The sequence below is a fragment of the Kamptonema sp. UHCC 0994 genome, assembly GCF_029167235.1.
Lineage (GTDB): Bacteria > Cyanobacteriota > Cyanobacteriia > Cyanobacteriales > Microcoleaceae > Kamptonema.
Genome location: NZ_JARFTR010000002.1, coordinates 1 through 25,186, shown reverse-complemented (window position 1 = coordinate 25,186; position 25,186 = coordinate 1). Strand labels below are relative to the sequence as shown.

22 protein-coding genes are annotated in these 25,186 nt (G+C 45.5%); 8 read left to right on the top strand and 14 right to left on the bottom strand.

The window, feature by feature from the left end:
- Positions 1-6 precede the first annotated feature (6 nt).
- Complete coding sequence (gene ftsZ / locus PY364_RS00410; protein ID WP_275519398.1) at positions 7-1,266, top strand: cell division protein FtsZ; 1,260 nt, start codon at positions 7-9, stop codon at positions 1,264-1,266.
- 124 nt (positions 1,267-1,390) lie between these two features.
- Here ftsZ and PY364_RS00405 read toward each other — a convergent pair whose 3' ends face one another.
- Positions 1,391-2,170: an MBL fold metallo-hydrolase gene (locus PY364_RS00405; protein ID WP_275519396.1), complete on the bottom strand. Its 780-nt coding sequence runs from the start codon at positions 2,168-2,170 to the stop codon at positions 1,391-1,393.
- Between the two features lie 152 nt (positions 2,171-2,322).
- On the opposite strand from PY364_RS00405, the gene PY364_RS00400 reads away from it, so the two are divergent.
- On the top strand, positions 2,323-3,231 hold the full coding sequence (locus PY364_RS00400; RefSeq protein WP_275519394.1) for a hypothetical protein: 909 nt from the start codon (positions 2,323-2,325) through the stop codon (positions 3,229-3,231).
- 163 nt (positions 3,232-3,394) lie between these two features.
- Positions 3,395-4,597, top strand: a complete 1,203-nt coding sequence (locus PY364_RS00395; RefSeq protein WP_343277544.1) for a F420-0:Gamma-glutamyl ligase — start codon at positions 3,395-3,397, stop codon at positions 4,595-4,597.
- Between the two features lie 444 nt (positions 4,598-5,041).
- Here the strand turns inward: PY364_RS00395 and PY364_RS00390 are convergent, their stop codons facing one another.
- From PY364_RS00390 to glyA, 7 genes are all read right to left on the bottom strand, one after another.
- Complete coding sequence (locus PY364_RS00390; RefSeq protein WP_275519392.1) at positions 5,042-7,585, bottom strand: HDIG domain-containing metalloprotein; 2,544 nt, start codon at positions 7,583-7,585, stop codon at positions 5,042-5,044.
- A gap of 277 nt (positions 7,586-7,862) precedes the next feature.
- Positions 7,863-9,092 (bottom strand): ADP-ribosylglycohydrolase family protein, encoded by a 1,230-nt coding sequence (locus PY364_RS00385; RefSeq protein WP_275519390.1) that lies wholly within the window; start codon positions 9,090-9,092, stop codon positions 7,863-7,865.
- A gap of 93 nt (positions 9,093-9,185) precedes the next feature.
- Positions 9,186-9,626 carry a type II 3-dehydroquinate dehydratase gene (gene aroQ, locus PY364_RS00380; RefSeq protein ID WP_275519388.1) on the bottom strand — a complete coding sequence of 147 codons (441 nt, stop codon included), beginning with the start codon at positions 9,624-9,626 and terminating at the stop codon, positions 9,186-9,188.
- Positions 9,627-9,724: 98 nt separating this feature from the next.
- Positions 9,725-9,862: a hypothetical protein gene (locus tag PY364_RS00375; protein WP_275519386.1), complete on the bottom strand. Its 138-nt coding sequence runs from the start codon at positions 9,860-9,862 to the stop codon at positions 9,725-9,727.
- Between the two features lie 273 nt (positions 9,863-10,135).
- A complete protein-coding gene (locus tag PY364_RS00370; protein ID WP_275519384.1) occupies positions 10,136-11,383 on the bottom strand; it encodes a competence/damage-inducible protein A in 1,248 nt (415 codons plus the stop codon).
- Positions 11,384-11,595: 212 nt separating this feature from the next.
- Entirely contained in the window at positions 11,596-12,654 is a 1,059-nt protein-coding gene (locus PY364_RS00365; RefSeq protein WP_275519382.1) for an MraY family glycosyltransferase, read from the bottom strand.
- Between the two features lie 168 nt (positions 12,655-12,822).
- The gene (glyA, locus tag PY364_RS00360; protein ID WP_275519380.1) at positions 12,823-14,106 is read right to left on the bottom strand and encodes a serine hydroxymethyltransferase; all 1,284 of its coding nucleotides are present in this window, start codon (positions 14,104-14,106) and stop codon (positions 12,823-12,825) included.
- 313 nt (positions 14,107-14,419) lie between these two features.
- Here glyA and PY364_RS00355 point away from each other — a divergent pair, with 313 nt between their 5' ends.
- Positions 14,420-14,617 (top strand): hypothetical protein, encoded by a 198-nt coding sequence (locus PY364_RS00355; RefSeq protein WP_275519378.1) that lies wholly within the window; start codon positions 14,420-14,422, stop codon positions 14,615-14,617.
- A gap of 314 nt (positions 14,618-14,931) precedes the next feature.
- Complete coding sequence (locus tag PY364_RS00350) at positions 14,932-15,405, top strand: Tic20 family protein (RefSeq protein ID WP_275519376.1); 474 nt, start codon at positions 14,932-14,934, stop codon at positions 15,403-15,405.
- Between the two features lie 156 nt (positions 15,406-15,561).
- Here the strand turns inward: PY364_RS00350 and PY364_RS00345 are convergent, their stop codons facing one another.
- The 4 genes from PY364_RS00345 to gmd all read right to left on the bottom strand — a co-directional run bounded on the left by PY364_RS00345 (position 15,562) and on the right by gmd (position 19,483).
- Positions 15,562-16,335, bottom strand: a complete 774-nt coding sequence (locus PY364_RS00345; RefSeq protein WP_275519374.1) for a fumarylacetoacetate hydrolase family protein — start codon at positions 16,333-16,335, stop codon at positions 15,562-15,564.
- A 245-nt stretch (positions 16,336-16,580) separates the two neighbouring features.
- The gene (locus PY364_RS00340) at positions 16,581-17,186 is read right to left on the bottom strand and encodes a 5-formyltetrahydrofolate cyclo-ligase (RefSeq protein WP_275519372.1); all 606 of its coding nucleotides are present in this window, start codon (positions 17,184-17,186) and stop codon (positions 16,581-16,583) included.
- 75 nt (positions 17,187-17,261) lie between these two features.
- Positions 17,262-18,206, bottom strand: a complete 945-nt coding sequence (locus PY364_RS00335; RefSeq protein ID WP_275519424.1) for a GDP-L-fucose synthase — start codon at positions 18,204-18,206, stop codon at positions 17,262-17,264.
- Between the two features lie 242 nt (positions 18,207-18,448).
- Positions 18,449-19,483 (bottom strand): GDP-mannose 4,6-dehydratase, encoded by a 1,035-nt coding sequence (gene gmd / locus PY364_RS00330; RefSeq protein ID WP_275519370.1) that lies wholly within the window; start codon positions 19,481-19,483, stop codon positions 18,449-18,451.
- A 135-nt stretch (positions 19,484-19,618) separates the two neighbouring features.
- On the opposite strand from gmd, the gene PY364_RS00325 reads away from it, so the two are divergent.
- Entirely contained in the window at positions 19,619-19,768 is a 150-nt protein-coding gene (locus tag PY364_RS00325; protein ID WP_275519368.1) for a hypothetical protein, read from the top strand.
- 168 nt (positions 19,769-19,936) lie between these two features.
- Here the strand turns inward: PY364_RS00325 and PY364_RS00320 are convergent, their stop codons facing one another.
- Together PY364_RS00320 and PY364_RS00315 are read right to left on the bottom strand one after the other, a co-directional pair.
- Positions 19,937-20,668, bottom strand: coding sequence for a sugar transferase (locus PY364_RS00320; protein ID WP_275519366.1), 732 nt, complete (start codon positions 20,666-20,668; stop codon positions 19,937-19,939).
- A 182-nt stretch (positions 20,669-20,850) separates the two neighbouring features.
- Positions 20,851-21,996 carry a glycosyltransferase gene (locus PY364_RS00315; protein ID WP_275519364.1) on the bottom strand — a complete coding sequence of 382 codons (1,146 nt, stop codon included), beginning with the start codon at positions 21,994-21,996 and terminating at the stop codon, positions 20,851-20,853.
- 253 nt (positions 21,997-22,249) lie between these two features.
- Here PY364_RS00315 and PY364_RS00310 point away from each other — a divergent pair, with 253 nt between their 5' ends.
- Both PY364_RS00310 and PY364_RS00305 read left to right on the top strand, forming a co-directional pair.
- Positions 22,250-24,199 carry an iron uptake porin gene (locus PY364_RS00310; RefSeq protein ID WP_275519362.1) on the top strand — a complete coding sequence of 650 codons (1,950 nt, stop codon included), beginning with the start codon at positions 22,250-22,252 and terminating at the stop codon, positions 24,197-24,199.
- Between the two features lie 196 nt (positions 24,200-24,395).
- Positions 24,396-24,782, top strand: coding sequence for a hypothetical protein (locus PY364_RS00305; RefSeq protein ID WP_275519360.1), 387 nt, complete (start codon positions 24,396-24,398; stop codon positions 24,780-24,782).
- Positions 24,783-25,186: the final 404 nt, after the last annotated feature.

The following is a 25,186-nucleotide window of genomic DNA, read 5'->3' as shown; positions in this document are numbered from 1 at the left end:
ATTCTAATGACTCTTAATTATAGACAGGGCGCTGGCCAAGACAGTACCCATTCGGAAGAACAGGCGAATTTTACGCTACCAGTAGATTCCGCTAATCCCTTTGGACGCAAGTCTGGGATATATTTAGGAGATCCTAATATCGATATTAAAGCCATGCCCCGCGAAGAATCTAGGAGCGGCGATATTGTGCCAAGTAGTGCAGCAAGAATTAAAGTGATTGGTGTAGGCGGGGGTGGAAACAATGCCGTTAACCGCATGATCGCCAGCGAAGTTGCAGGTGTAGAGTTTTGGACGCTGAACACAGATGCCCAAGCCTTGGCTCTATCTAATGCACTCCAACGCTTGCAAGTAGGACAAAAGTTGACTCGTGGCCTAGGGGCAGGGGGCAATCCTGCCATCGGCCAGAAGGCGGCTGAGGAGTCTCGCGATGAGATTGTTAATGCTTTAAGCAATTCTGACTTGGTTTTTATCACGGCTGGGATGGGAGGCGGCACCGGTACGGGTGCGGCTCCGATTGTGGCTGAGGTGGCTAAGGAAATGGGCGCTCTGACAGTAGGGGTGGTGACGCGACCTTTCACTTTTGAGGGTCGCCGCCGTACTAGCCAAGCGGATGAGGGTATTGCTGCTCTGCAAAGCCGTGTGGATACGCTGATCGTGATCCCGAATGATAAGCTTTTGTCTGTGATTTCTGAACAAATGCCTGTTCAAGAGGCTTTCCGTGTTGCGGATGATATTCTGCGGCAAGGGGTACAGGGTATTTCTGACATTATTACGGTTCCGGGTTTGGTCAATGTTGACTTTGCGGATGTCCGTGCTGTAATGGCAGATGCTGGTTCGGCTTTGATGGGCATTGGTTTGGGTTCTGGTAAGTCGCGGGCTCGTGAAGCGGCGATGCAGGCTATTTCTTCGCCTTTGTTGGAGGCTTCGTCGATTGAGGGCGCACGGGGTGTTGTTTTCAACATTACTGGCGGTACTGATATGACTCTCCATGAGGTGAATGCAGCGGCTGAGACGATTTATGAGGTGGTCGATCCTAATGCCAATATTATTTTTGGGGCGGTAATTGATGAGCGTCTTCAAGGCGAAATCAAGATTACTGTGATCGCTACTGGTTTTTCGGGTGAGGTGCTCTCGGTGCCAACTGTTAAGGAGATGGGGGTACGCCGTGTTACTCCGGCTCCTGCTGCTACTCCAACACCAGATCCGAAGTCTGTGGGGGGATTGGATATTCCTGAGTTTCTCCGAAATCGGCGGCCGCCGAGGTAGGGATTGGCTAATTGTTAACGGTTAACGGTTAACTGTTAACTGTTAACTGTTAATGGTTAACGGTTAACTGTTAACTGTTAACTGTTAGTAATTACCAATTCCTAGTTTTCGATCCGGAAACTGCTTAAGTCTTGTTTACGGGTGAAAATTCGAGGGTTTCGCCTGGGGCGGGGGTTAGCAGTTCGGTGGGGAGTTTAGAGGCGACGAGGCGATCGCGAAATTCTTCTATGCTGCCAACAGTCTTAATTAACATTGGTAAAATACCGCTGGCTCGAATGTCTCCGAGGGCGGTGGGTACGAAATATCGGGGTTTTAGGGTTTGGGCGAGGTTGAGGGCTTCTGTTGGGCCCATGATGATTTGTCCTAAAAGTGGGAAAATTTGACCGATGATGGGTGCGATCGCCACATCAACTTTGCCTAGGCGCTCTTCTATTCCTTTAGAGGGATAAAGGTGCGGTTCGTAATAAACTGTGTCGCCGCTAGTTAAGTTTTTAAGCAAATAGCCGTTTTCTACCTGTCCCGGTTGAATTTCTGCTCCGGGAACGGCCGTAATTTGTAATTTATCTTGGATAAACTCTTGCCAATTTGATAAAGATGTGATATGGGTATAACCTAAACTACTAAGAACTTTGGTAGCAGTAGGGGAGGCAACAGCAGGAATGTTGCGATCGAGTTGTTTTAAAGTAGGTTTGTGACAGTGATCGTCTAGACCTTGAGTAATGAGAATTAAGTCGATTGGCGGTAAAGTGGCGGGGGTAAAGGCTGGCGGCTGGACGTGGTAGGCGCTAAATAACCAAGGTTGGCCGTAAAATACTAGAGGATCGACTAGCCAGGGATCGATTAAGACTGTTTGGTTTGCGATTTGTAAAATCCAAGAATTAAGGTCTATTCGGGTGAGTTTCATTAATGTTAATGGTTAGTTGTTGGTGGTAGTTATAGCAATCTTAATAGTAAAATCAAAATAGAGTAGAAAAAAGATATCCTCAAGGTGATATCCTCATTGCAGAGGAATGTTATAGTGAGAGTTTAATCATTAACGAGGCAAGCAGGATCGATATGGAAATGAATCATAATCCCCTCGAATTCCTAACGACCAAGATACAAGAAACTGTTGTCGATACCCAAAACTTAGCTAACGAAATCGCTGCTAAAGTTCAAGAAAGTGCAAATGTAGTAACGGCATGGGTAGAATCAGTGCCAAGTTCAATCGTTGGTGGTGGTGCGATCGCCACTCAAGAAGCTTTCAAAATCGCGCACAATATCCGTTTTGAGAACCTGCCAACACAGTTGCAATTCAAATTTGCTAGGGCAGGTATGCGTGAAGGCATGAGAAATGTTCAAGAAGCAGCAAAAGTATTTGAATCCATACCCGCTCAAATTCGTGCCCAAGGCCCAGAAGCAATTCGCAACTTTTGTCAAGATAAAGATTGGAGTCACATTCAAGCTTATGTCAATGGAGGGGGAAGCGAAGCTGCTAACGGGATTTTTGAATATTTTTGGGTAAATCGCGCTCGCGGTGGTGTAGATATGACTGCCGAAGAATTAGCAGTCGCGAAGCAAGTTTTAGCTGATGCCGCCTTTAAAACCGCAGTTGCCGAAATCGTTGGGGTGACAATTAAAGGGGCGATCGCAGCAGCCGTAATTGAGTTAGTATTTTCCATCTTAGAAAATTCTCTGTTGTGTGTTGAAGGCAAAATTACCCAGTCAGAGTTAGTTCAAAAAGTCGCCACTGCTACTGCTACCGCTGGTATTGCTGGCGGTGTGATGACTGGCATTCTGTTAACAGTCTGTATGATATTTCCTCCTATTGCCGCGCTTTTAGGTGCCGCAGCCATGCCCTTGGCAGTTGCAGGTATTGGTTTTATGGGAATTCGTGCTTGGGAAATTTTTTGTCATAGCGATCGCCTATTTGGAATCTCCGAACAAACACAAAAATTTCTGGGGATAACTGAAGCGACAATTTAAGTAAAACGATCGGATGCCGCCAATAAAATCTATATTAGCCACATTAAAGGTTTACGCGATCGCGATCGCCTGAAAATTAAGACCCAGAGGATAATTATCTCTGCGGGGCTTTACTTTGGCGTGATTATTTACTAGAGTGAAATTTTGATAAGTGGTGATTTGAGTGATTGGCAGTTTAGCAATTGGAGTCGCAGCAGGAGCTTCACTGCTGGCATTAGGCGGATTCGCCCTAGAGTTGCAGTACCGTCTGCGTCCCGGCAATAAATTAAACCTGATGCCGGGAGATTGGCACTTAAGCGTAGCAGAACCCGATCGCTACCTATTAGTGGGGGAAATGGAATTCCAGAACCTGACCGATCGTTTTGAAATCATGTTGCCAGAGGTTCAGGCACAGGTCAAACTCCTATCTGATGGCAGTTTAGACGGAGTTACCCACAAAACCAAGGTCATTCCTTGTCACAAAGAGACACCAGCCAGAGCAGATGATTACTGGTTTGGGTATATCGTTAAAGCTCGTAAGAGTACAAAACTTAAAGTATCAGTAGAAATTCACGGTGAGGATCTGGCTCAATTGCAGTCAGCTTGGGTGCAAGTAAATTATGTCACCTACGGCCCCCAAGGGCGGATTCCAAAAGTCCGTCATGTAGTCGTACCGTTGCAATTCCCAACCTCAGATACAACCCCCAAGGCCAGAAATGTAGGCGTTGGCGATGTTTTTCCGATTCGCACCCACATATTGAGTCCAATCGATGACCCGGTGGAAGTTGTCAAGCGTTATGCTCTTCCCTACGCACAAAAAGGCGATGTAGTGACAATTGGCGAGACTCCTGTGGCAATTATGCAGGGCCGATTTCGTCATCCCAGCGAGGTAAAACCGGGATGGGTAGCAAAGCGGGTGTGTTTATTCTTCTTACCGACATCAAGTTTAGCCACAGCTTGCGGGATGCAGGCATTAGTTGATATTGTCGGGCCATTTCGAGTATTGGCTGCATTTACAATTGGAGCGATCGCGAAAATCTTCGGCAAACCGGGAGTATTTTACCAGCTAGCAGGAGAACAAGCACGACTGATCGACGACGTAACAGGTACGCTACCACCCTACGACCAGTTTATAGTCCTCGGCCCAGAAAATCCCCAGGAAGTAGTTGACCGCATTCAGCGAGAAACAGGGATGGCGAGTGCGATCGTAGACGCTAACGACTTGAAAGCAGTTAAAATATTGGCCGCAACCGCCGGCCTTTCCCCTGCTTTTTTAGAGCAAGCTTTGAAAAGCAACCCTGCGGGGAATGCTGACGAGCGAACCCCACTGGTTTTGATTCGACCCACCGCTTCTAAAAACCTACAGAAATCTGTAAATCAAACTTAGCGGTCTATGTTTTGCCTAGAGCAAGTGCTATAAGCTTCCTGATTGCTCAGGTTGGCCTACTCTTCCCAGTTAGAGACTGCCTTGATTAGCAGAGGACTTGAAATATTTGGTTTTTTGATAATTAGTTTGAGCAAGCAGTGTTTTTCTGTGGTTTTCACACCCAGTAAGCTTTATTCTTCCCGCACTAATCAAACGTTTCCCCAGTTTATCACAATTATCGTTGGTTTTCGTCAAATCCTGAGAAAACCTAGACAAACCTATGTATTTTGGCAACTGCCTAAAACCCAATCTACGCCAAATTATAGCTAGGGGCTAGGGGCTAGGGAAGAACGGAAGAAGACAAGAAGGGAAGAAGGGAATAGAATCAATGGTTTCAGCAATCGATCCTGTCCCGCATCGCCTTCTGCCTCCTGCCTCCTGCCTCCTGCCTCCTGCTATAAACTCTTACCTGGGAGTCAAAACTGCCTTTGGATAAGCAATTCGCTTATGATTAAACTGTTCCCAAACCCGCACAAAAATCTCCGCAACTTCCGCTAAATCCTCCCGCGTTAATCCTGAATCAACTAACTGATTATCTTGCCATCTAGCTCTCATCATCTTATTAACCATACTCAAAGCTTCCTCATGGCTGGCATCCTTAAGCGATCGCAAAGCCGCCTCACAAGAATCCGCCAACATCACAATCCCCGTTTCTCTCGACTGAGGTATCGGCCCATCGTAACGAAAATCTTCCTCCTTCAAAACTCGATTTGAGACTTTTAACTTTGTATTAGCATATTCCTTACCATTAGCAATCCTCTCTTGTTCTGCCACAATCTGCTGCGCCTGATAATAGAAATAAGCAATTAACATCGTCCCTTGATGTTCTGGGATAAAAGCCTGAATTGCCTTGGGCAATCGATATTTCTTAGCCATCACTAACCCTTCAGTAACGTGCTTTTTAATAATCTCCGCACTCATCCAAGGGTTATTAATTTGATCGTGTTTATTCGGCCCACTCATCTGATTTTCACAGAATCCCATAGGATCGTGCATTTTACCGATATCGTGGTATAATGTGCCAGTTCTAACCAGTTCCACATTACAACCCAGCGATCGCGCCGCAGCCTCAGCCAAGCTAGCCACAAACAAAGTGTGCTGAAACGTCCCCGGCGCTTCCGCAGCCAACCTTTTCAATAGCGGACGATTGGGATTCGCCAATTCAGCTAAGCGAATTGGCGTAATCAAATCAAACAAATGTTCTAAATAGGGACTTAGACCCAGAGCAATAATACTCCAAGCCAAACCGCCCAGACTTTGCAGAATGACCGTACTAACTAACGCATACCAAATCGAGCCAGCAGTGGCGCTCGCAATCAGAGTACACAACAGGTAAAAAATTCCCTGAGTTAGCCCCACCCCCACGCCTAACAGAGCTAGTTCCTCCCGCGATCGCAATCGGCCAGCCATCAGCGCACCCAGCAACCCCCCCGCTGCACTCGCCAACAAATGAATCCCGTCAATTTCCAAACCAATCGGCAACACAGCCGAAAGCAGACCCACCACCGTCACTCCCACAGCCGAACCGTAAAAGCTACCGGCCAAAATCCCAATCGCAGGCAAACTTGTCCAAGGAACGCCCAGACTCACCAACACTGGCGTACTCAGCGTCAACAGCAACAGCAGCAAATGATCTCTGCGCCGCAGACGATAGTACCTCTCCACCAGCAGCACAACTCCAATTGCACCGCTAACTAGGCACACAAACCCCGTTAACCCCAGCCAATTTACTTCTCTACGGCTCAAACTAAAATAGTCTAGCAACACGAAATCTGACAGGGTGATTTCCTCACCTTCTTTGACAATGATCTCGCCTTCTTCCACAGTTGCCATCACCGGCTTCACCTTTTGTGCGGCAAGTTCAGCTAGCTGTTTGGTTGCTTCTATATCTCTAACCAGATTTGGCTGCAAAATTGCCCCTAAGCTCTTCACCGCTAAAGGTTGAGTTGCCGTCGGCATGACATCCATTACTTGTTGTCTCACCGCCTCCTTTAAGATATCTCTGGGCAACCCGGGCGGGATGCCTTGAACCAGGATTCGGCTAGCTATACGATTAATGCCCGTTTGCGTTTGCAGCCAAACAGCATCAGATAAATCTAGCAAAGAGGAATCATAGACTTCTCCCAGTTCTGAAACAGATTGCTTGGAGAGTTCCGCTAAGGCATTAAAATAGCCTTTGCGAGCCTGCGAGATATTTTCTGTTAGCTTGTTAAAATCTTCCTTTAATACCACCAAACGGTAGGCTTCAAGTTCCGCCACTGCCTGCTCTATAGACTTATTGGCTATCCGTTTTGCGTCTGTGAATTGATCTGTACTCGATTCTGTATCGGGGCTCGTCTCGTCATCCAATTCTGCAAGTACAGCTCGCCATTCCCACTCTTGGCACTGTCGCAAGTAACTTTGCACAGCCGTTGAAAGCATTTCCGTGCCGACAAAAGGAAATGGCCCTGCTATCTGCCGTAATTCGTTACCCCGTGCCAGAAATTTTTGAAGTTCCTGATAGATATGGCGATCGGTAATAGGGTCGATCGCTAGCACTGGTACTGCACCCGTGCGAGCTTCTTTGCGCTGTTCTTCGGTGGTTTTGCGATCGGGGATACTAGCACTAGCTGGAGCCTTGATCGTCTGGGGAGCTTTAGTTCCGACATCCAATTTTGGCTGATTGTAGAATCTGTGTCCCATTGTCCCAGTCAAAGAAACTACTGCCACTACTAGCAGCCAAGGCGAGCGTGCCCTACCTTTCAGACCTAATTTTGAGGTTTGCCCCCCAGAGGGAGCGACATTCTCAGGCAGATCCGAGTGGGAGAAGGGAGATAGTAGATGCTGGCGGCTTTGTGCAGTATTTGCTAAACCGCTGTTAGTTTGTGTGTTAGCGCTGTTTTTGCTTACCCTGCGGACAGCGTTTAGCTGCTCAATAAAGCTAGCAGCAAGAGAGTGGAGCGTATTCATTTATATCAAAGCTACATCAAATTTATTTAGCAGCCGTTCTATGAAACTTACTCAAACCTAACTCATGGTCGATGAATAGGTTTAAGAAAGTTTAGGTAGATTTTTGTCAACAGCATCGACCCCCTGTCAGATATTTTGCCTGACTCTGGATACTGATTAGTGTTTAGCCCTAAGTTTTTTCACACTTAGAACTAGGCTTGTTGAGGGGGTAAACAGTTAGCGATCGCTATTCACACTGAATTTATTTCACTCCTCAATTATCTAAAATCTCAATAACCTAAACTCTCTGGGGCCTAATCACATAAGGTGCTGCCACAACCGGAGGTTGTGGTGATGCGCTATAGACCGAGCTGTGGTATGCTCCAGACCAAACAGCTAAGAGGTTAGCTGCTAATTCCATAATTTCCCCTATACTTACCGTACCCCAAATTAAAGGCGATCGCCTCGAAATCTCAGATCCTTCAGAATTTGTTCCCAATGCGACTCGCCATTCTACGGGAATGCCGACAGCGCTATTATAAGCTCCTGAAAGAGCACCCACCAGACTGCAAGTGAGTTGGGGTTCTACCCCCATTCGCGCTGCACGGATAACTGCTAAGCGCAAGTTTTCTGGGGTACTTAGGAAGCAGTAAAAAGCTATGGCAATCGGCACAAAAAATGAAGGACTAACAAACTTCAAGTCTAAGCTTCTCTGTGGTACTTCTGGCTTGTGTTTTACAACTGCACTTTTATAAAGCTGAGTCTGAGCCGCCTCTAAACTAGCATTCTGTTCTAACAATATCTGTACTTGTACCAGCAAATTTCCCAAAGGTGTATCTACCCCCAGATAGGTAAGGGTTTCAGAAATTAAGGTAGAGGGGTTGAGTTTTTCTTTAAGTGCTCGCGCGATCGCATATCCTACACCTAAAGTCCCTACCGCTAAATCTTGTTCAACTTGACTAGGAGTTTGCCACACTCCCGCCACTTGCTCTAGTTTTTCTCGTAGTTTAGCTTTATTTTCGTGAAAAAACATCGCTACTGGTAAGGTAGCTATTGCCGCTTCTGAAGGGTGAAGCATAAAAGGTGAAGGATGAACTGCTAAGGGTGAAACTACCTTTCTCTCCTGCAATATCTCCTCTGGTGCTGTACCGATTGCTTGATAGTCTGATTGAGAGTTAACTTTTGTAGATTCCGAGTTAGAAAATTCTACCCAAGTTTCCTTCAAGTCTTTTAAATCCAAACCTCTCATCCGCATCAAGCTTTTACCCCAGAGAAAGGCCAAATACCCACTGCTACTAGATGATCTACGGCTAAGCTGAAAGTCACGGTTTAGGTTTACTGACTTTAATTCAGATCGTACCGCACCCGGCAGCAAATTTTGCAATTTTATCTTGTTTAAACTGGGGTTAAAACCTTGATTTTGATGATTATAACCTGATAGTTGCCTTTGATATTCAATGCCCAATAATTCCCCTAATGCCGCGCCTAGTAGTACACCTTGAAACTTACTTAACAGGGAGTAACGCATTTCAGTTTCCTTTTTAGCTGAGTTAAGGATTTGTTCGTCTCGTCATCCACCTACCCCTAGCCTCTAGCCCCTTCTTCCCCTAGCCCCTAGCCCCTAGCTATATTTCAGGTGATGAACCAAAGCTTGTAACCCCAAACGATAACTGTCCGCGCCAAAACCGCTGATTTGCCCAATTGCCACCGCCGCAATAAACGAATGATGCCTGAAAGGTTCACGGCGGTAAATGTTACTGAGATGAACTTCTACCGCAGGAACGCTAACTGCACCGATCGCGTCTCGGATTGCTACGCTGGTATGGGTATAAGCTCCAGCATTAATCAATAGACCTTGGTGTTGCCCTAACATTGAATGAATTGCATCCACCAAAACGCCTTCATGATTGGACTGCTGGATAGAAATTTTCACCTGGAGGGTTTGTGCTTCTTGCTCTAACAACTGGTTGATGTCATCTAAAGTTGCACTGCCATAAACTCCAGGCTCTCGCTGACCCAATAGATTGAGATTTGGGCCATGCAACACCAGGATATTTAACAATTCCAACAATTCCAGCGAAATTAATTTTTATTTCTGATTTTTGATTTGGGATTTCACAGAGAGCTGAATCTTTTTGCCAATCTCAAATCCACTGCGAGTTATCTGGGACGCTTTGGCTGGTTGACTGGAATGGGAATAAGTTCAGGTTCTGGTTGAGCGTCTGGACTCAGGAGAGCTTCTATCAGCTTGCGAATCCATTCCGTGATTTCTTCCAGTACCTTTTCAATTTCCTCCATTGAACAGATAGCTCCTTTTTTTCACGCTAATTTGCTGGACTAATGGCTAAATTTCTGAATTCAGGCAAGCAAAGAGTTGAAATCAACAGTCGAGCTTGTCTTCTCTGGGTACTTTGCTGTAGGCAACGGAGAGAATCAGTTGATTTACCAATCAGTCTTCATTCTTTAATAATAACGAATGTTTACAAATAATCAAGGGGGATCGAGGGATGAAGAGGGAGATAGGGAGATGGAAGACGGAATTGCCCCTTTGCTCCATCTCCCACACCCATTTCAGGCTAAGAGTTTTCGTCGTAACTGATCGAGGGCTGTACAGGTGCTCAGATTCCGAATCCAGTTGCGATCGCGCAGATTACCAAAACGATATTTAAAAGCTTCTACCTCACCGCTAGGCCCGGCTAAACCGATATAAACCAATCCCACTGGTTTATCCTCACTCCCCCCTCCAGGCCCGGCAATTCCTGTAATACTCAAACCATAAGTAGTTTCTAGACGCGATCGCACTCCCACTGCCATTTGTTTTGCTACTGTACGGCTTACTGCGCCAAATTTAGCTAAATCTTCTGCATTAACACCTAACAGCCCTACTTTAACTCGGTTGTCGTAGGAAATAATTCCCCCTAAAAAGTAGTTAGAACTACCAGAGATACTGGTTAGCATTGCTCCCAATCCGCCACCAGTACAAGACTCCGCCACAGCCAAAGTTTCACCCGCATTCAGTAATAGTTGACCAACTACTGAGGCTAAACTATCGCTGTCAGCACCATAACAGTCAAGTCCAGCTATCTGTCTCAACTGTTCCTCTACTGGTAAAATCAATTTTGTAGCTTGCTCTGCTGATTCGGAGCGAGCTGAGATTCGCAGCTTGACTTCACCGTGATTGGCATAGGGAGCAACGGTAGGGTTAGTTAAGTTAAAAAAATCATTTACTTTTTCTGCTAAAGCTGACTCGGTTATTCCCCAAAACCTTAAGGTGCGGCTGTAAATTATTTCGCGACACCATCCCTGATTCCGCAGATAAGGTATGGCGGTTTCTTGCCACATGAGGTGCATTTCCGCAGGTACTCCCGGAAAGGTCATGATTGTGATATTTGGCCGGGGCTGCCAAATAATTCCTGGTGCACTACCGCTAGAATTAGGTAGAATATCTGCCCCTTCGGGCATTAAAGCTTGTTTGCGGTTGCTGGGACTCATTACGCGCCCCCGTTGAGCAAATTTCTGCTCAATGTCTGCGATAATTTCGGGACGTTCAGTTAGGGGAACGCCAAAGAAGTCGGCGATGGTTTCTACTGTGAGGTCGTCGGGAGTTGGCCCCAGACCGCCTGTAAATAGAAGGATATGCGATCGCCCCATAGCAATCTCTAATACCTGTTTAATCCGTTCTGGATTGTCCCCAACCACAGTTTGGTAGTAGTGGGGAATCCCCAAACTTGCCAATTGCTGCGCTAAAAACTGGGCATTGCTATTGAGAATATCCCCTAGCAGTAACTCTGTACCAACACAAATAATTTCAGCAACCATCTGGAAGAATTAAAAATTAAAAATTAAAAATTAAAAATGGCTAAATTTTTCCAGTTTTAATTTTTTATTATAGCTGAAGGAACAATAAAATTTCCTAACGATCTACTTTTAAGAATTGGTATTAGACCGAAATTTGATTTTAAATTACGCTAATTTTCCTTCACCAGTTAACAGTTAACAGTTAACAGTTAACGGTTAACTGTTAACTGTCATTAATTTTTAGCGTGTCTCCAGACTTTCCAGCTTGTATAAGCTAGAAGACCTGTAGCACTCAAGGCGTAAACTAAGCCACTAGGAATTCCTGAAAAAGCTAGGGCTAAACTTCCTACCCAGAGGGTCAAGGAGTAAATAAACAAAACTGTTAATCGCTGCGAAAGTCCCGCCTCTAGCAGTCGGTGGTGGAGGTGGCGTTTGTCAGCAATAAATGGCGACTTGCCATTACGCAAGCGATCGAGAATTACCGCCGACATATCCAAAATTGGCACAGCTAGAATCAAGTACGGCAACAAAACAGAGGTGACAGCAGTAGTTTTAACCAAGCCAATTACTCCTACTCCAGCTAGGGTAAATCCCATGAAATAGGCACCACCGTCTCCCATAAAAATTTGAGCCGGATTGAAGTTGTAGCGCAGAAATCCTAGGGAACCACCAGCTAAGGCGGCTGCAATTAAGGCGGCGGCTGGTTGGTGCATGAACAGACTGACAATTAGCATCACAACGGCGGCAATGCCTGAAACACCGGCAGCCAAGCCGTCTAAACCGTCAATCCAGTTGATGGCATTAGCCATACCAACTAGCCAAATTACTGTCACGGGCAAGCTAAGGATTTCAATGGGTACCAGTCCCATTGTTGGAATTGTCAGAAAGTCGATCCGCACGCCAACCCACCAGGCGATGCTGGCAACACTGACTTGCATCAGCAGGCGAGTGAAGGCTGAGAGGGAAAATAAGTCATCTGCCAAACCAATCAAGAAGAAGGCGAGGCCGCCGATGGTAACGCCCCAGATTTCATATTCGTCTTGACGGTTGAGAGTTTGTCCGGTGTCATCAAGAAAGCCTCCAGACCACCAGACAATTAGCAAAGCGGTTAATGTGCCTAGGAAAATAGACACACCTCCCAAACGCACCATCGGGCGATCGTGTACTTTACGTCCACCGGGGTTATCTACGCGCCCGCTGGCGATGCCAATTTTTTTGACAAGCGGCGTACTCGACAGGACAACTATCGCTGAAACGAGAAAGGCTACCAAGTGGTACAGATGGTGCGACATCTGAAATCTGTAAAGTACGGGGAAATAGGGTGTCAGGCAGAGTCTACTACATTTCAGATGGTTTCTGAATGATGGAAGAGGGGGAAAGGGGAGAGGGGGTGCAGGGGATGGGAGGTAGATAAATCTAACCTCGTCTCCCAGTCTCTCTCTCCTCTAGCTCCCCAAGCATCAGGCTAAGGCTGCTACTCTCAAGTTAAGGTGAGGGTAAAGGGGGAAGCGATCGCACAAAGTTGCTACTCTTTGGCGGCATTCTGCTGTCACTGCTTCATCTTCTGGTTGTAGCAGGCGATCGGCAATAATATTAGCAATTTCCACAAATTCTGTGGTTCCCATCCCCCTTGTGGTCATTGCTGGTGTTCCTAACCGCAGGCCACTGGTGACGAAAGGTGACTCTGGATCGAAGGGTACGGTGTTTTTATTGGCTGTAATGTTTATGCCACTGACGAGTTGATCTGCCCGTTTGCCAGTCATGGGCAGCGATCGCAAGTCAACTAGCATTAAGTGATTATCGGTTCCACCTGAGACAATCTTCAACCCTCGGTGCAGTAATTGAGCAGCCATGACGCGAGCATTTTCAATCACCTGGCCGGAGTAGATTTTGAATTCTGGCTTTAAGGCTTCGCCAAAGGCTACGGCTTTACCGGCAATAACGTGCTCTAAGGGCCCTCCCTGATTGCCTGGGAAAACTGCTTTATCGAGCTTTTTACCAAGTTCTGCGTCATTTGTCAGAATTAAACCACCTCTGGGGCCCCGGAGAGTTTTGTGGGTAGTGGTGGTGACAACGTGACAGTGGGTGAGGGGACTGGAGTGGTGTCCCGTTGCAACTAGACCGGCGATGTGGGCGATATCGGCGAGGAGGTATGCGCCTACTTCGTCTGCGATCGCACGAAATTTCTCGAAGTCGATCGCACGAGAATAAGCTGAATAACCGCAAATCAACAATTTTGGTCGGTATTGTTTTGCCAGTTCTAAGATTTCAGCATAATCCAACTGTTCTGTTTCCCGACTAACGCCATAATGACAAGCCTTGAACCACTTGCCAGAGACGTTAACAGGGGAACCGTGAGTTAAATGTCCGCCATGAGACAAGTCCATCCCCATAATCGTGTCTCCTGGCTCTAGCAGTGCTAAAAATACTGCAAAATTAGCCTGAGCTCCAGAGTGAGGCTGAACGTTGGCGTGGGCGGCTCCAAATAGCTGTTTAGCACGATCTATAGCCAGTTGTTCTACGCTGTCGATAAATTCGCAACCGCCATAGTAGCGCTTGGTCGGTAGGCCTTCTGCATACTTGTTGGTCAAAACAGAGCCTTGAGCTGCTAAAACTGCTGCTGACGTGAAGTTTTCGCTGGCAATCAGTTCTAGGTGATCCCGCTGTCGCTGGAGTTCTTTGCCGATTAAATCCGCCACTAAGGGATCGGTCTTGCCAAGTAATTCTAAGTTAGTATCGCTCACGAAGTAAACCTCTCAACAAATTGGGAATCGGGGATGGGGTATTTGGTCTTGGGGAAGTTTAAGGAAGCACGAAGAATTGGGAATTTTCCCTATTTTCCTATTTTCCCATCTTTTTAGTGCCCAGTATGTGAAGGCCGATCGCACCTTCTACCTAGTTTCCCTATCCTAAGTTAACGGGCACCATACCACTTCCACAACACTATGGCCTGGGTACTATTGACATAAATATTACATTGTGTTCATCTTTAACCGATAGTCTCAAAGTCCTGAAGTACAATGAATTTAGCGGTCTGGACTCTCCCGGAGGTGTCAAATGTTAGTAATTTTAATGGAAAACCAGATGCTTGCTCCTCAGTCTGTTTGTCAAAGTTGTTTACTTGCGGATCAGAGCGGTCAACCCCGCTGGAGGGGAAATGAACTCCGCTGCGGTCATCTCATCCCTAAACCCACCACCAGCCAACCCGACCAGTATGAGTGTCAGATGGGCTTTCGCATTGCTAATATACAGTAGTCTCTTTGTGCTAGCACCTAGATTCGGTTGAAAGGTTGACAGCAGCTTTTTGTTGGGGACTGAGAAGTTAGTCGGTTACTGCATTCTGAGGGTTGCCTTGAAAACCCCCGTAACTTCAGTACGAGGATGAAAGACAAACGCTGGGTTAAAATCTACCTTCGATATTTTCCCTAACTTTAGCACCCAACTTAGGAAAACCGTATTACGATAAGAAAGTCAGGAAGGATGATAAACAGTCTATGACTTTCACTGACAACAACGAAATTGGCAAGTTTAAACTGAATGGTTAATTACTGGACTTAGGAGAATTTTCTATGACTTGGCGCGGATCTACGACTATTCCAGAACGGATTTTTGCTTGTTTGCCTTATCTGTTGCCCTTGATTGATGGGCTACAGTTTGGTCAGTTCTTATTTCGACAGTTTCCGGCGCTCGGACTATTTTTTGTGCCGCTACTTCCAGTGCTAAAGATTTACCAAACAGTACCGTTTGCTGGGTTGATTATTTTCTTTGGCTTGTATTTGGGTGTAGTTAGAAACGAAAGTATTAATCACTTTATTCGTTTCAATGCGATGCAAGCTATTCTTATCGACATTATTTTGGTTTTGTGCAGTTTGATTTTGGGACTTTTTGCCGGGGGTCAGGTCAGTTTTGTGATTCAGACTCTTTTTAACATGATCTTTTTAGGTCTGGTGTCAGCGTTTGTTTATGCTGTCGTTCAGTCTCTATTTGGACGTTATGCAGAGATTCCTCCGCTTTCGGATGCAGTTTATATGCAAGTGCGGTGACAATTATAGCTAGGGGCTAGGGGCTAGGGAAGAGGTTACTCTGTAAGGGATTATGGACTAAAGGTAAAAGTTGTACTTGCCCTAATCGCCCTAGCGATTGCTATAAAAGTTAAAAATTAAAAATGACGAATTTAATTTTTAACTTTTAATTTTTAATTATCTAGCGGCTACGGTGTTTTCTAGGGCACCAATGCCTTCTATCTCTACTCGGATGCGATCGCCTATTTGTAATGGCCCTACACCTTGAGGTGTTCCAGTTAATATCACATCTCCCGGCATCAAGGTCATTACTTGGCTAATATAAGAAACTAGAAAATCGGGAGAAAAAACCATTTCATTAATTTGGGCTGACTGTACTGGTTCAGTCGTATCGTTGACAAAAGTCTGCAATTGTGCACCAGGACTGAGTTCGCGGACTATCCAAGGCCCCAATGGGCAAAAGGTATCAAATCCTTTGGCTCTCGTCCACTGACCATCGCGTTTTTGCAAATCTCTAGCTGTTACGTCGTTGGCGATAGTATAGCCCCAAATTTTGTTGTGACCTTCTTCTGGAGTACAGTTAGTGCAAGGTTCCCCAATTACTAGAGCTAATTCTCCTTCGTAGTCTACTCGCTCAGATTGTGATGGATAACGGATGGTTGCTCCTGTGGGGATGATGGCGGTAGGTGGTTTGAGAAATAACAGGGGTTCAGTAGGGACGGGAGTACCCATTTCGGCGGCGTGGTCAGTATAATTTTTGCCGACGGCGACAATTTTAGAGGGGGAGCAAGGAGCTAGAATTTTATATGTGTCTGGTTGCAGCTCTAAGTCTGTGGGTTGTCCTTTCAGCCAGGGAGGTGCATCAAGTACCTGAACGCTTCTGCTCAGTTGTAGCAAACCGTAATGAATCTGTCCTTGTGGGGTTTGAATGCGAATGTAGCGTTGAGCCATAGGTGATGATTAGTTTTCAGTTGGTAGGGGCGAAGCAAGTCGATTTTGAGGCTATGCTAGACAACGCACAACTGAGTTGACATTCTCACCCTTAACCAAAGCAGTATAGCGGGAGATTGTGAAATTCAGAAGAAGGAAGAAGGAAGAAGGAAGAGGGAAGAAGGAAGAGGGAAGAAGGAAGAGGGAAGAAGGAAAAGGGCTTTAGTTATCGATGAGAAAAAGAAAATGCAATCAAATCAATGGTTTCAGTAATTAAAAACATCGCACCTTTGCGGTTGCGATCGATTCTCCGCTCGTTTTTGTACCATGATTAAACCTGTTTCTGTACAAAAGCCGTGTAGAGGTCGATCCCACGAATCAATTGGAAGTTCTGCTAAGCAAGCAAACTCAAAAATGATGCCGATCGCAGGCTTTGATGCCCATTCTGGTAAACTTAGCATTCTGTCATAATAGCCACCGCCGTAACCTAAGCGATAGCCCTGTGTATCACAAGCTACTGCGGGTACAAGGATTAAATCGACTGCGGATGGTTCTAATATGGGGCTGTCTGGGTAAGGTTCTAGTATACCAAATTTTCCTGTTTGTAAATTATCTCCGGGTGTCCAGTTATGCCAGGAGAGTTGATTACCGCTACAGCGGGGAAATCCCCATTTTTTAGGGATGGTAAATAGGGGTGTTAAGTCTGGTTCTTGGCGATAAGTGAAGTAGGCTAGTATTGTTTGTGCTTGGGTGAATAGGGGTGAGTGTTGGATGTGGGTGCAGAGGCGATCGCTTTTTTGTTTCCATGCTTGTACGGAGAGGGATTGGCGGGTTTTGAGGTGCGATCGACGTAATTCTGCTTTACTAAACATACTTGAAAATAGAAGAGTAACGTTAATCATCTTAAAAAACCCGATTTCTTAACAAAACCGGGTTTAATCAGAGAATTATACCGCGTGTTCCCGATACCATTCAATAGTATTCTTCAACCCTTCCTTAAACTCCATTTCGGCAGTAAATCCAAACGCCTTTTTCGCCCTTTCCGTATCCAAACATCGGCGCGGTTGGCCATTGGGTTTATCAGTCTGCCAAACTATTTCCCCTTCATATCCCATCAATTCAGACACGAGATTAATCAAGTCTCGAATTGATATTTCATGATTAGTTCCCAAATTAACAGGTTCCGAGTCATTATAGGATTGAGTGGCCATCACAATCCCCCGCGCTGCATCAAGGGAATACAAAAACTCGCGAGTAGGACTACCATCACCCCAAACAGGTAACTCTTTATCACCCCTTAGCTGTGCCTCATGTACTTTCCGAATTAACGCTGGAATTACATGAGAACTTTTAGGATCGAAATTATCCTCCGGGCCATATAAATTTACAGGCAACAAATAAATACCATTAAACCCGTATTGCTGCCGATAAGATTGCAATTGCACTAATAAAGCTTTTTTGGCAACTCCATAAGGCGCATTAGTTTCCTCCGGGTAGCCATTCCAAAGATCGTCCTCCTTAAATGGAACTGGAGTAAATTTGGGATAAGCACAAATAGTGCCTAGACAGGTGAATTTTTTAACTCCGGCTTGATAGGCGGCGTGAATTAATTGAACCCCCATCATCAAGTTGTCGTAAAATAATTCAGCAGGTTTTTGCTGATTTAAACCAATGCCGCCGACGTGGGCAGCTAAGTGAATGATGATATCTTGTTTCTCAGCAACACGCTGGCAATTTTCCATCACTCGGAGGTCAAAATCATGGGAACGTGGAATCGAAATCTTTTCCCGATTAGCCCCTGCTTTCACAAGCTGATCGACAACGTTACGACCCAAAAAACCAGCGCCACCCGTAACTAAAATCCGCTTGTCACTCAAATCTAGCCCAGTCATATTTCTATCCTCATTTCCAGAGTAATTTGCTTGCACAAGCTATTTAGCAATCCGCCGATTTTAGATTATAGATGCCCTGATTAAGTGATTGATTAAATATTCACAAAAAATCTAAAATCGGCTTTCCCACAATCTAAGATATTGTTCACTCAGTTGATGGCTGGCAATGGGTTTAAACATTTTGTTCGTAGTATAATTGCCTACAATTCCAGCCAACTACTGATGGTTATTAGTTGCAGAAATTAATCAAAACTGGTGTTACTAGAACCACGCAGTTGCTCTTCAAAAGCCTTTACGTCAGAGTCTACCATTAAGTGGACTAACTCTTCAAAGGTGACAGATGGTTCCCAACCTAAATTTTTCCGGGCTTTAGTAGAGTCGCCAATTAACAATTCTACTTCGGCCGGTCGTAAATAGCGTTCGTCAAATTCGACATATTCGTGCCAGTCTAAGTTGACATATTCAAAGGCTTTATCCAGAAATTGGCGGATCGAATAGGTTTCACCAGTTGCTACTACATAATCATCCGGTTTGTCGTGTTGTAACATCAGCCACATGGCTTTTACGTAGTCCTTAGCATAACCCCAGTCGCGCTTAGAATCGAGATTACCAAGGTAAAGTTTTTTCTGTTTGCCGGCGACAATTCTGGCTACGGCGCGAGTGATTTTACGGGTGACAAACGTTTCACCACGCCGAGGTGATTCATGGTTAAATAGAATACCATTTGTGGCAAACATCCCGTAAGATTCCCGGTAATTTATTGTTTGCCAGTGGGCATAAACCTTGGCACAAGCATAGGGACTTCTGGGATAAAATGGTGTTGTTTCTTTCTGGGGAACTTCCTGAACTAAACCGTACATTTCAGAGGAACCAGCTTGATAAAATCGCACTTCAATTCCTGTCCGATGGCGGTAGTCGCGAATCGCTTCTAAGAGACGCAATACGCCTAAACCTACTGCGTCAACGGTATATTCTGGTGCGTCAAAACTAACTCGAACGTGAGATTGAGCGCCTAAGTTATAAATTTCTATGGGTTTAACTTCTTCCAAAATTCGGCGCAGGGTAGTCCCGTCGGTTAAGTCGCCGTAATGGAGGAATAAACGGGCATTGTCACTGTGAGGATCGACATAGATATGGTCAATTCGATCGGTGTTAAAGGTTGAACTTCGCCGGATAATACCGTGAACTTCATATCCTTTTTCTAGTAGCAATTCACTCAAATAGGAGCCGTCTTGACCTGTAATACCCGTAATTAGCGCTCGCTTGCGTTCCGTCATTTGATTTTCCCTTCACAGACACTTTAACTCTAAGGGCTAGGGCTGTTGTTACTTGCCTTTGCCATTATCAAATTTCTACGTTAACCTATAATCCCCAACTCAGGGTCAAGGAACTATGTAGTTTTTGCAAAGATATTGACCGCTGATGAGTGGGGAGGATGGGGAGGATGGGGAGGATGGGGGAGATGGGGAAAATTACTTATAGCAGTTTTCAATTGGGTAGTTACTGCTTTCAATTACCAATTACCAATTACCAATTACCAATTACCAATTACCAATTACTAAATGGTCATAACTAAATTTAGGGTGAGGATTGCCCACCCTAAAAGATGTTGAGTTTATATACGCCAACCCACCGAGCAGCATTCACCTAATATCGATCGGCTAATTGACCCTGACAAAAAGTTAAGAACAAATAGCTGATAGATAGTAGCTGAATGCTGATAGCTGGTTTTAGTAAGCCCCGTTATTTTTGGGGAAAATCACTACGCCAAAAGTTTTGACAACGATCCAGAGATCCATCCAAAGATTTTTGGCGTTTACATAGTAAAGGTCGATTTGGACTCGGCGGGGATAGGGGATGTCATTGCGCCCGGACACTTGCCATAGTCCTGTAATTCCAGGTCTGATGGTTAAGATTTTGTTGATGTGGCGGCCGTATCTTGGCAGTTCTTCAACAACTAATGGTCGAGGCCCTACGACACTCATATCTCCTTTCAAAACGTTCCAAAACTGAGGAAATTCATCTAAACTGGTAACTCGTAAAAATCTCCCAATCCATGTAATTCGAGGGTCTTGTTTCAGCTTGAAATTGTCCTGAAATTCTTGGCGGAGATGGGGGGAAGTTTCCATAATCTCCACTAATATTTCATCCGCATTTTCCACCATTGTTCTGAATTTAAGACAGTTAAAGAGCTGGCGGTTTTTGCCGACTCTTTCTTGTACATAAAAAACTGGCCCTGGCGAGCTTAAAGCAATTAGTAGAACCAAAAGCAGGTAAACCGGGGCAAACATTATCAGAACTGATAGGGAAAACAGGATATCGAAGCAGCGCTTGAAAAACTCTCCGTCTAGGCTCTGTACAGACAGGCCTATGCGTCCGTCTCTAGGCAGGACAGGCTGAAAACCGCGTCGAGCGATCGCTCGAATTACCTTGCCGGAGATGAGTTGGCTGTCGGCAGTCATCTTACTCCTTCAATTCACACCACACACAGTCATGATCATAAAGCCTCAAGACGCAAGGTAGTAGAAATCAAAAACAATGAATCGGTAAAAAGTGGTAGTTTTCCCCTAGTGGGCCCTCCCTTGCTGAGAGCTGTAAAATCCCTAAATCCCTTTCTACCATTGATTTTGATGCCTATTTTCCCTTAAAATTTTACAGGTTGAAATTCTTGCCAGCAGCGTTCCAAAAAAGCTAGGTAGCGTTCCTGAAAAATTTTAGGATGGAACTGAGCGGCTTGCGATCGCCCCATTTCTGGGTTGAAAGCCCCACTCATGGCCTCGAAGGCCTCTACTGCTTCGACTAAGGCTTCCTCTGTCTGGGACGAGAAAAATAATCCTGTTCCAGAGTTTGGGTGTTGCCGAATATCAATCACTGTCTCTAATGCACCTCCACCTCCATAAGCGATCGCTGGTGTCCCGCAAGCTTGGGCTTCGACTAAGGCGATGCCGAAATCTTCGCAGGCTGCATAGACGAAGGCTTTTGCCTCGGCCATATATTTCTCAACTACTTCCGGGGACTGCCAGCCGAGGATTTGCACGTTGGGTTGAGCTATTTGCTGGAGCAAGTGTAACTCAGGCCCGGTGCCAATTACTACTAGGGGAAGTCCGAGTTGATTGAAGGCTTTGACAACTATGGATATTCTCTTGTAACTGACTAAGCGGCAAACTGTCAGGTAAAAATCTTGTTTCTTTGGTTCAAAGCGAAAGCGATCGATGTTTACTGGGGGGTAAATGACTTCTGCTGGCCGTCGATAACACCGCCAGATGCGCCGTGCGGTGTGTTGGGAGTTGGCGATGAAATAATCTACTCGATTGGCAGAAATTACGTCCCACTGGCGAATTCTGTGGAGTAAATAACGGGTTAGTAAGCCCTGAATTCCTTGTCCGGCTTTGCTACTACGGAGGTAGTCAAAGGTTAAGTCCCAGGCGTAGCGCATGGGGGTGTGGCAGTAGCAAATGTGGAGTTGTTGGGGACTTGTGAGTACGCCTTTAGCAACGGCGTGGGAAGAGGAGAGTATGATGTCGTACTCGCGTAAATCTAGCTGTTCAATTGCTAGGGGCAATAGAGGTAGATATTTTTGTACGCCGTTGCGGGCGAAAGGAAGGTGCTGTAAAAATGTTTTGCCGATCGCTCGCTTGTAAAGATAACTTTGAGGATTGCTCGATTCAAAGTCAATTAGTGCATAAATATCAGCGTTGATATGTTTGAGGATTTCTTCTACAACGAGTTCGGAGCCGCCAGTTGCTTTCGGGGTTAACCATTCGTGAACGAGAGCATATTTTAGTTTCACAGCAGACTTCACTGAAATTCCCCACTTGATACCTATTTTGAATTTTGGATTTTAGATATTGACAAATAACTTATTTTGTGTATTTAAGTCTGCTATTTGTAACATCCAAAAATAGCTATCGTATCACTGAACAGGATTTAGGCAGGGTTTATGTATAGCAATTAATAATGAATATTATTCTTGACAAGAATGATTTTTAGGGGGATTATTTGAGAACTTTAGTCTTTTTAGCTTGAATAGGTGTGAAGTGCAGATGTCTAAAATTTTGTGGAAAGTTTTGCTGGTAAGCCCAGCATTAATTGGAGTAAGTTTGGCTGTGTCTGCGGCGGCGCTAGCAGATTCGGCCGTAAAAATTGGGGCTGTAACTCAAGCTCAGGATGGGCAAGCGATCGCACAGTTTGATGCTAAAACTGACTTTGATAACGTAGATGGAGTTTTGGGTACAGAGGAATCGAGGGGAGAGTTAGCGATCGCGCCTCAAGCCCCTCTTTCTCTAGAAAATATAAATCAGGAAAAAGTAGCAACAACTCAAGCCGGAAAATCTGCGATCGCGCCACAGCCACAACCCCTGGAAATTCCAGCGGATAACCTGTCTGCGGAACTCTTTACTCCCTCTGTGCACTCGCAAGTCCCAAATCCAGAACCTGCGCCAACTTCAACAGTTTTAGAGCAAGTCAACCAATACAGCTCTGAAGATGGTGTCAATAACGAGCCTGTTGGCCAAGTAACATCAGTTTCTCAACTTTCCGACGTTCAGCCCACAGACTGGGCTTTTCAAGCCCTACAATCCCTTGTAGAGCGCTATGGCTGCATTGCTGGGTATCCCGATGGCACTTATCGGGGCAATCGGGCGATGACTCGCTACGAATTTGCGGCAGGTTTAAATGCTTGTTTAGAACGCATTAATGAGTTAATTGGGGCTGGTACAACTAACCTAGTTAAAAGAGAAGATTTGCTGGCACTGCAAAAGCTGCAAGAAGAATTTGCCGCAGAACTTGCTACTCTCCGGGGGCGCGTGGATGCCTTAGAAGCTCGCACGGCGGAATTAGAGGCAAATCAATTTTCCACTACAACTAAACTTAATGGCGAAGTCATTTTTGGGGTAGCTGGAATTGCGGCGGGAGATAATGCTAATGGCAGGGAAATAGATACTTCTACCGTTTTTGGTAGTAGGGTGCGCCTGAATTTTGATACCAGTTTCAGCGGTGAAGATTTGCTGAGAACTAGGCTGCAAGTGACAAACTTGGGGTCTTTTTCGACTAATTCTACCTTCACACCGGAAGGGGAACTCAGGTTTAATGCGGGGCCGTTTGCAGAGGCTAGCAATACTGTTAGTTTAGATGCCTTGCTTTACAGTTTTCCGATTGGTAAGAGTACAACGGTTTTTCTTGAGGCAAATGCTGGGGCTCCTGATGATTTTACCAATACAGTTAATCCTTTCTTTGATGGGGATGGCGCTACTGGGGCGCTTTCTAACTTTGGTACGCGCAATCCGATTTATTATCAAGTTGGGGGTGCAGGGATTGGGATTAGACATCAATTTGGCGATCGCTTAGAATTGAGCTTAGGATTCTTAGCCTCTGATGCTGCTAGCCCACAGCAGGGCGCGGGTTTGTTTAATGGCCCCTATGGTGCGATCGCTCAATTAACTTTCACCCCTAGCAAGACTTTTGCACTAGGTTTAACTTATGTCAATTCCTACGGAGTAACTACTGGTACTGGTAGTAATGCTGCTAATTTTCCCAGTCGCCTAGATTATTTCGGCATCAACACCGACAAAACACTTCCGGTTTCTAGCAACTCCTACGGCTTAGAAGCATCCTGGCAACTTGGCAAGCGCTTTGCTCTAGGTGGTTGGGTCGGCTATACTGCACAGCGCACTCTGTCTACACTGGGAGGTAGTATTGAACGGGGCGATCAGAAAATCTGGAATTGGGCTGTCACCTTGGCTTTCCCAGATTTGTTGAAAGAGGGCAATCTTGCAGGTATCCTTGTAGGTATGGAACCGAAAGTAACAAGCACTTCTACTGATGATTTGCCCGAAGATAAGGATACTTCCTTGCACGTTGAAGCATTCTATCAGTTTAAGCTTAACGATAATATCTCAATTACGCCGGGTATTATTTGGCTGACGGCTCCCGATCATAATAATGATAATTCTGATTTGTTGATTGGTGTCGTGAGAACTACCTTTACTTTTTAGGTTCCTCGGCGGTTGAAACCGCGTCAACACCTTCATAACCCGCGTAGGCTGGTTATGAAGGTGTTGATTTTCCTTTAGTCCGCGAAGGCGGACTTTGTTTGTGTAGCCGCGATTTCAATCGCCCGATCTTAAGTGGACTAGAGCAAATAAACTATCAGTTTGATACCATTATTAATGGAGCGTTTAGCGAAAAATTATGCAAATCAAAACCTCTAAGTCTAGCATCAGCGCGATTCTAGCTGCCGTGAGTACAATGGGGGCGGTTGTTGTTTTTCTACCTCAGCCAACTTATGCTCAAAATAGCGGTGCGGTGAATAGTGCTCAACCGCTACAAGACTTTCAAACTCAGGATAGTAGAGACCCTTTTTCGGGTCGTGGCAATGGAATGGGAATTTTGGACTTAATTCACAGATCCAGGTTAGGTACTCTCCGGGATCTGAATGAGTTTAGCTCGGAACAGCACCAGAATGTAACTGATGCGGCGACAGAGTTTCGGGAAAAACAACGACAGTTACTTGAACAGCAAGCTAAGCCAGAGGAAGGTGCGATCGCGCCAACAGATGGCGTAGCACCTCTGCCTTAGTAGGATAATTGGTAATGGCTAATGGCTAATGGCTAATTGCTAATTGCTAATGGCTAATGGCTAATTGCTAATTGCTAATTGGTAATGGCTAATTGGTAATTGGTAATTGGTAATTGGCGATCGCGATTATAAGACTTACGCACGCAGAGTCAAAAACCAGGTTTCTAGAAACCTGGTTTTTTGTTCTTAGTCCTATTACAGATATAGCAACCGCCAAGGCATTTAATACACTCGCTCATTGCTGAAGCCCGATTCTATTCCCTTCTTCCCCTAGCCCCTAGCCCCTAGCCCCTTACCCCCTCTTCCCCCAACCCCCCACCCCCCACCCCTTCCCTTTATAACCTCTCCCCGCCCCCCAAAAAAAACCCGAAATCCTATGGCCTCTTTTGCTTGAAAAAAAAAAA

Excerpts from the sequence above, each read along its gene's own strand:
- ftsZ (WP_275519398.1), top strand. The coding sequence starts at position 7 with ATGACTCTTAATTATAGACAGGGCGCTGGCCAAGACAGTACCCATTCG.
- PY364_RS00405 (WP_275519396.1), bottom strand. The coding sequence starts at position 2,170 with ATGAAACTCACCCGAATAGACCTTAATTCTTGGATTTTACAAATCGCA.
- PY364_RS00400 (WP_275519394.1), top strand. The coding sequence starts at position 2,323 with ATGGAAATGAATCATAATCCCCTCGAATTCCTAACGACCAAGATACAA.
- PY364_RS00390 (WP_275519392.1), bottom strand. The coding sequence starts at position 7,585 with ATGAATACGCTCCACTCTCTTGCTGCTAGCTTTATTGAGCAGCTAAAC.
- PY364_RS00385 (WP_275519390.1), bottom strand. The coding sequence starts at position 9,092 with ATGCGTTACTCCCTGTTAAGTAAGTTTCAAGGTGTACTACTAGGCGCG.
- PY364_RS00375 (WP_275519386.1), bottom strand. The coding sequence starts at position 9,862 with ATGGAGGAAATTGAAAAGGTACTGGAAGAAATCACGGAATGGATTCGC.
- PY364_RS00370 (WP_275519384.1), bottom strand. The coding sequence starts at position 11,383 with ATGGTTGCTGAAATTATTTGTGTTGGTACAGAGTTACTGCTAGGGGAT.
- PY364_RS00365 (WP_275519382.1), bottom strand. The coding sequence starts at position 12,654 with ATGTCGCACCATCTGTACCACTTGGTAGCCTTTCTCGTTTCAGCGATA.
- PY364_RS00355 (WP_275519378.1), top strand. The coding sequence starts at position 14,420 with ATGTTAGTAATTTTAATGGAAAACCAGATGCTTGCTCCTCAGTCTGTT.
- PY364_RS00350 (WP_275519376.1), top strand. The coding sequence starts at position 14,932 with ATGACTTGGCGCGGATCTACGACTATTCCAGAACGGATTTTTGCTTGT.
- PY364_RS00345 (WP_275519374.1), bottom strand. The coding sequence starts at position 16,335 with ATGGCTCAACGCTACATTCGCATTCAAACCCCACAAGGACAGATTCAT.
- PY364_RS00340 (WP_275519372.1), bottom strand. The coding sequence starts at position 17,186 with ATGTTTAGTAAAGCAGAATTACGTCGATCGCACCTCAAAACCCGCCAA.
- PY364_RS00335 (WP_275519424.1), bottom strand. The coding sequence starts at position 18,206 with ATGACTGGGCTAGATTTGAGTGACAAGCGGATTTTAGTTACGGGTGGC.
- gmd (WP_275519370.1), bottom strand. The coding sequence starts at position 19,483 with ATGACGGAACGCAAGCGAGCGCTAATTACGGGTATTACAGGTCAAGAC.
- PY364_RS00320 (WP_275519366.1), bottom strand. The coding sequence starts at position 20,668 with ATGACTGCCGACAGCCAACTCATCTCCGGCAAGGTAATTCGAGCGATC.
- PY364_RS00310 (WP_275519362.1), top strand. The coding sequence starts at position 22,250 with ATGTCTAAAATTTTGTGGAAAGTTTTGCTGGTAAGCCCAGCATTAATT.
- PY364_RS00305 (WP_275519360.1), top strand. The coding sequence starts at position 24,396 with ATGCAAATCAAAACCTCTAAGTCTAGCATCAGCGCGATTCTAGCTGCC.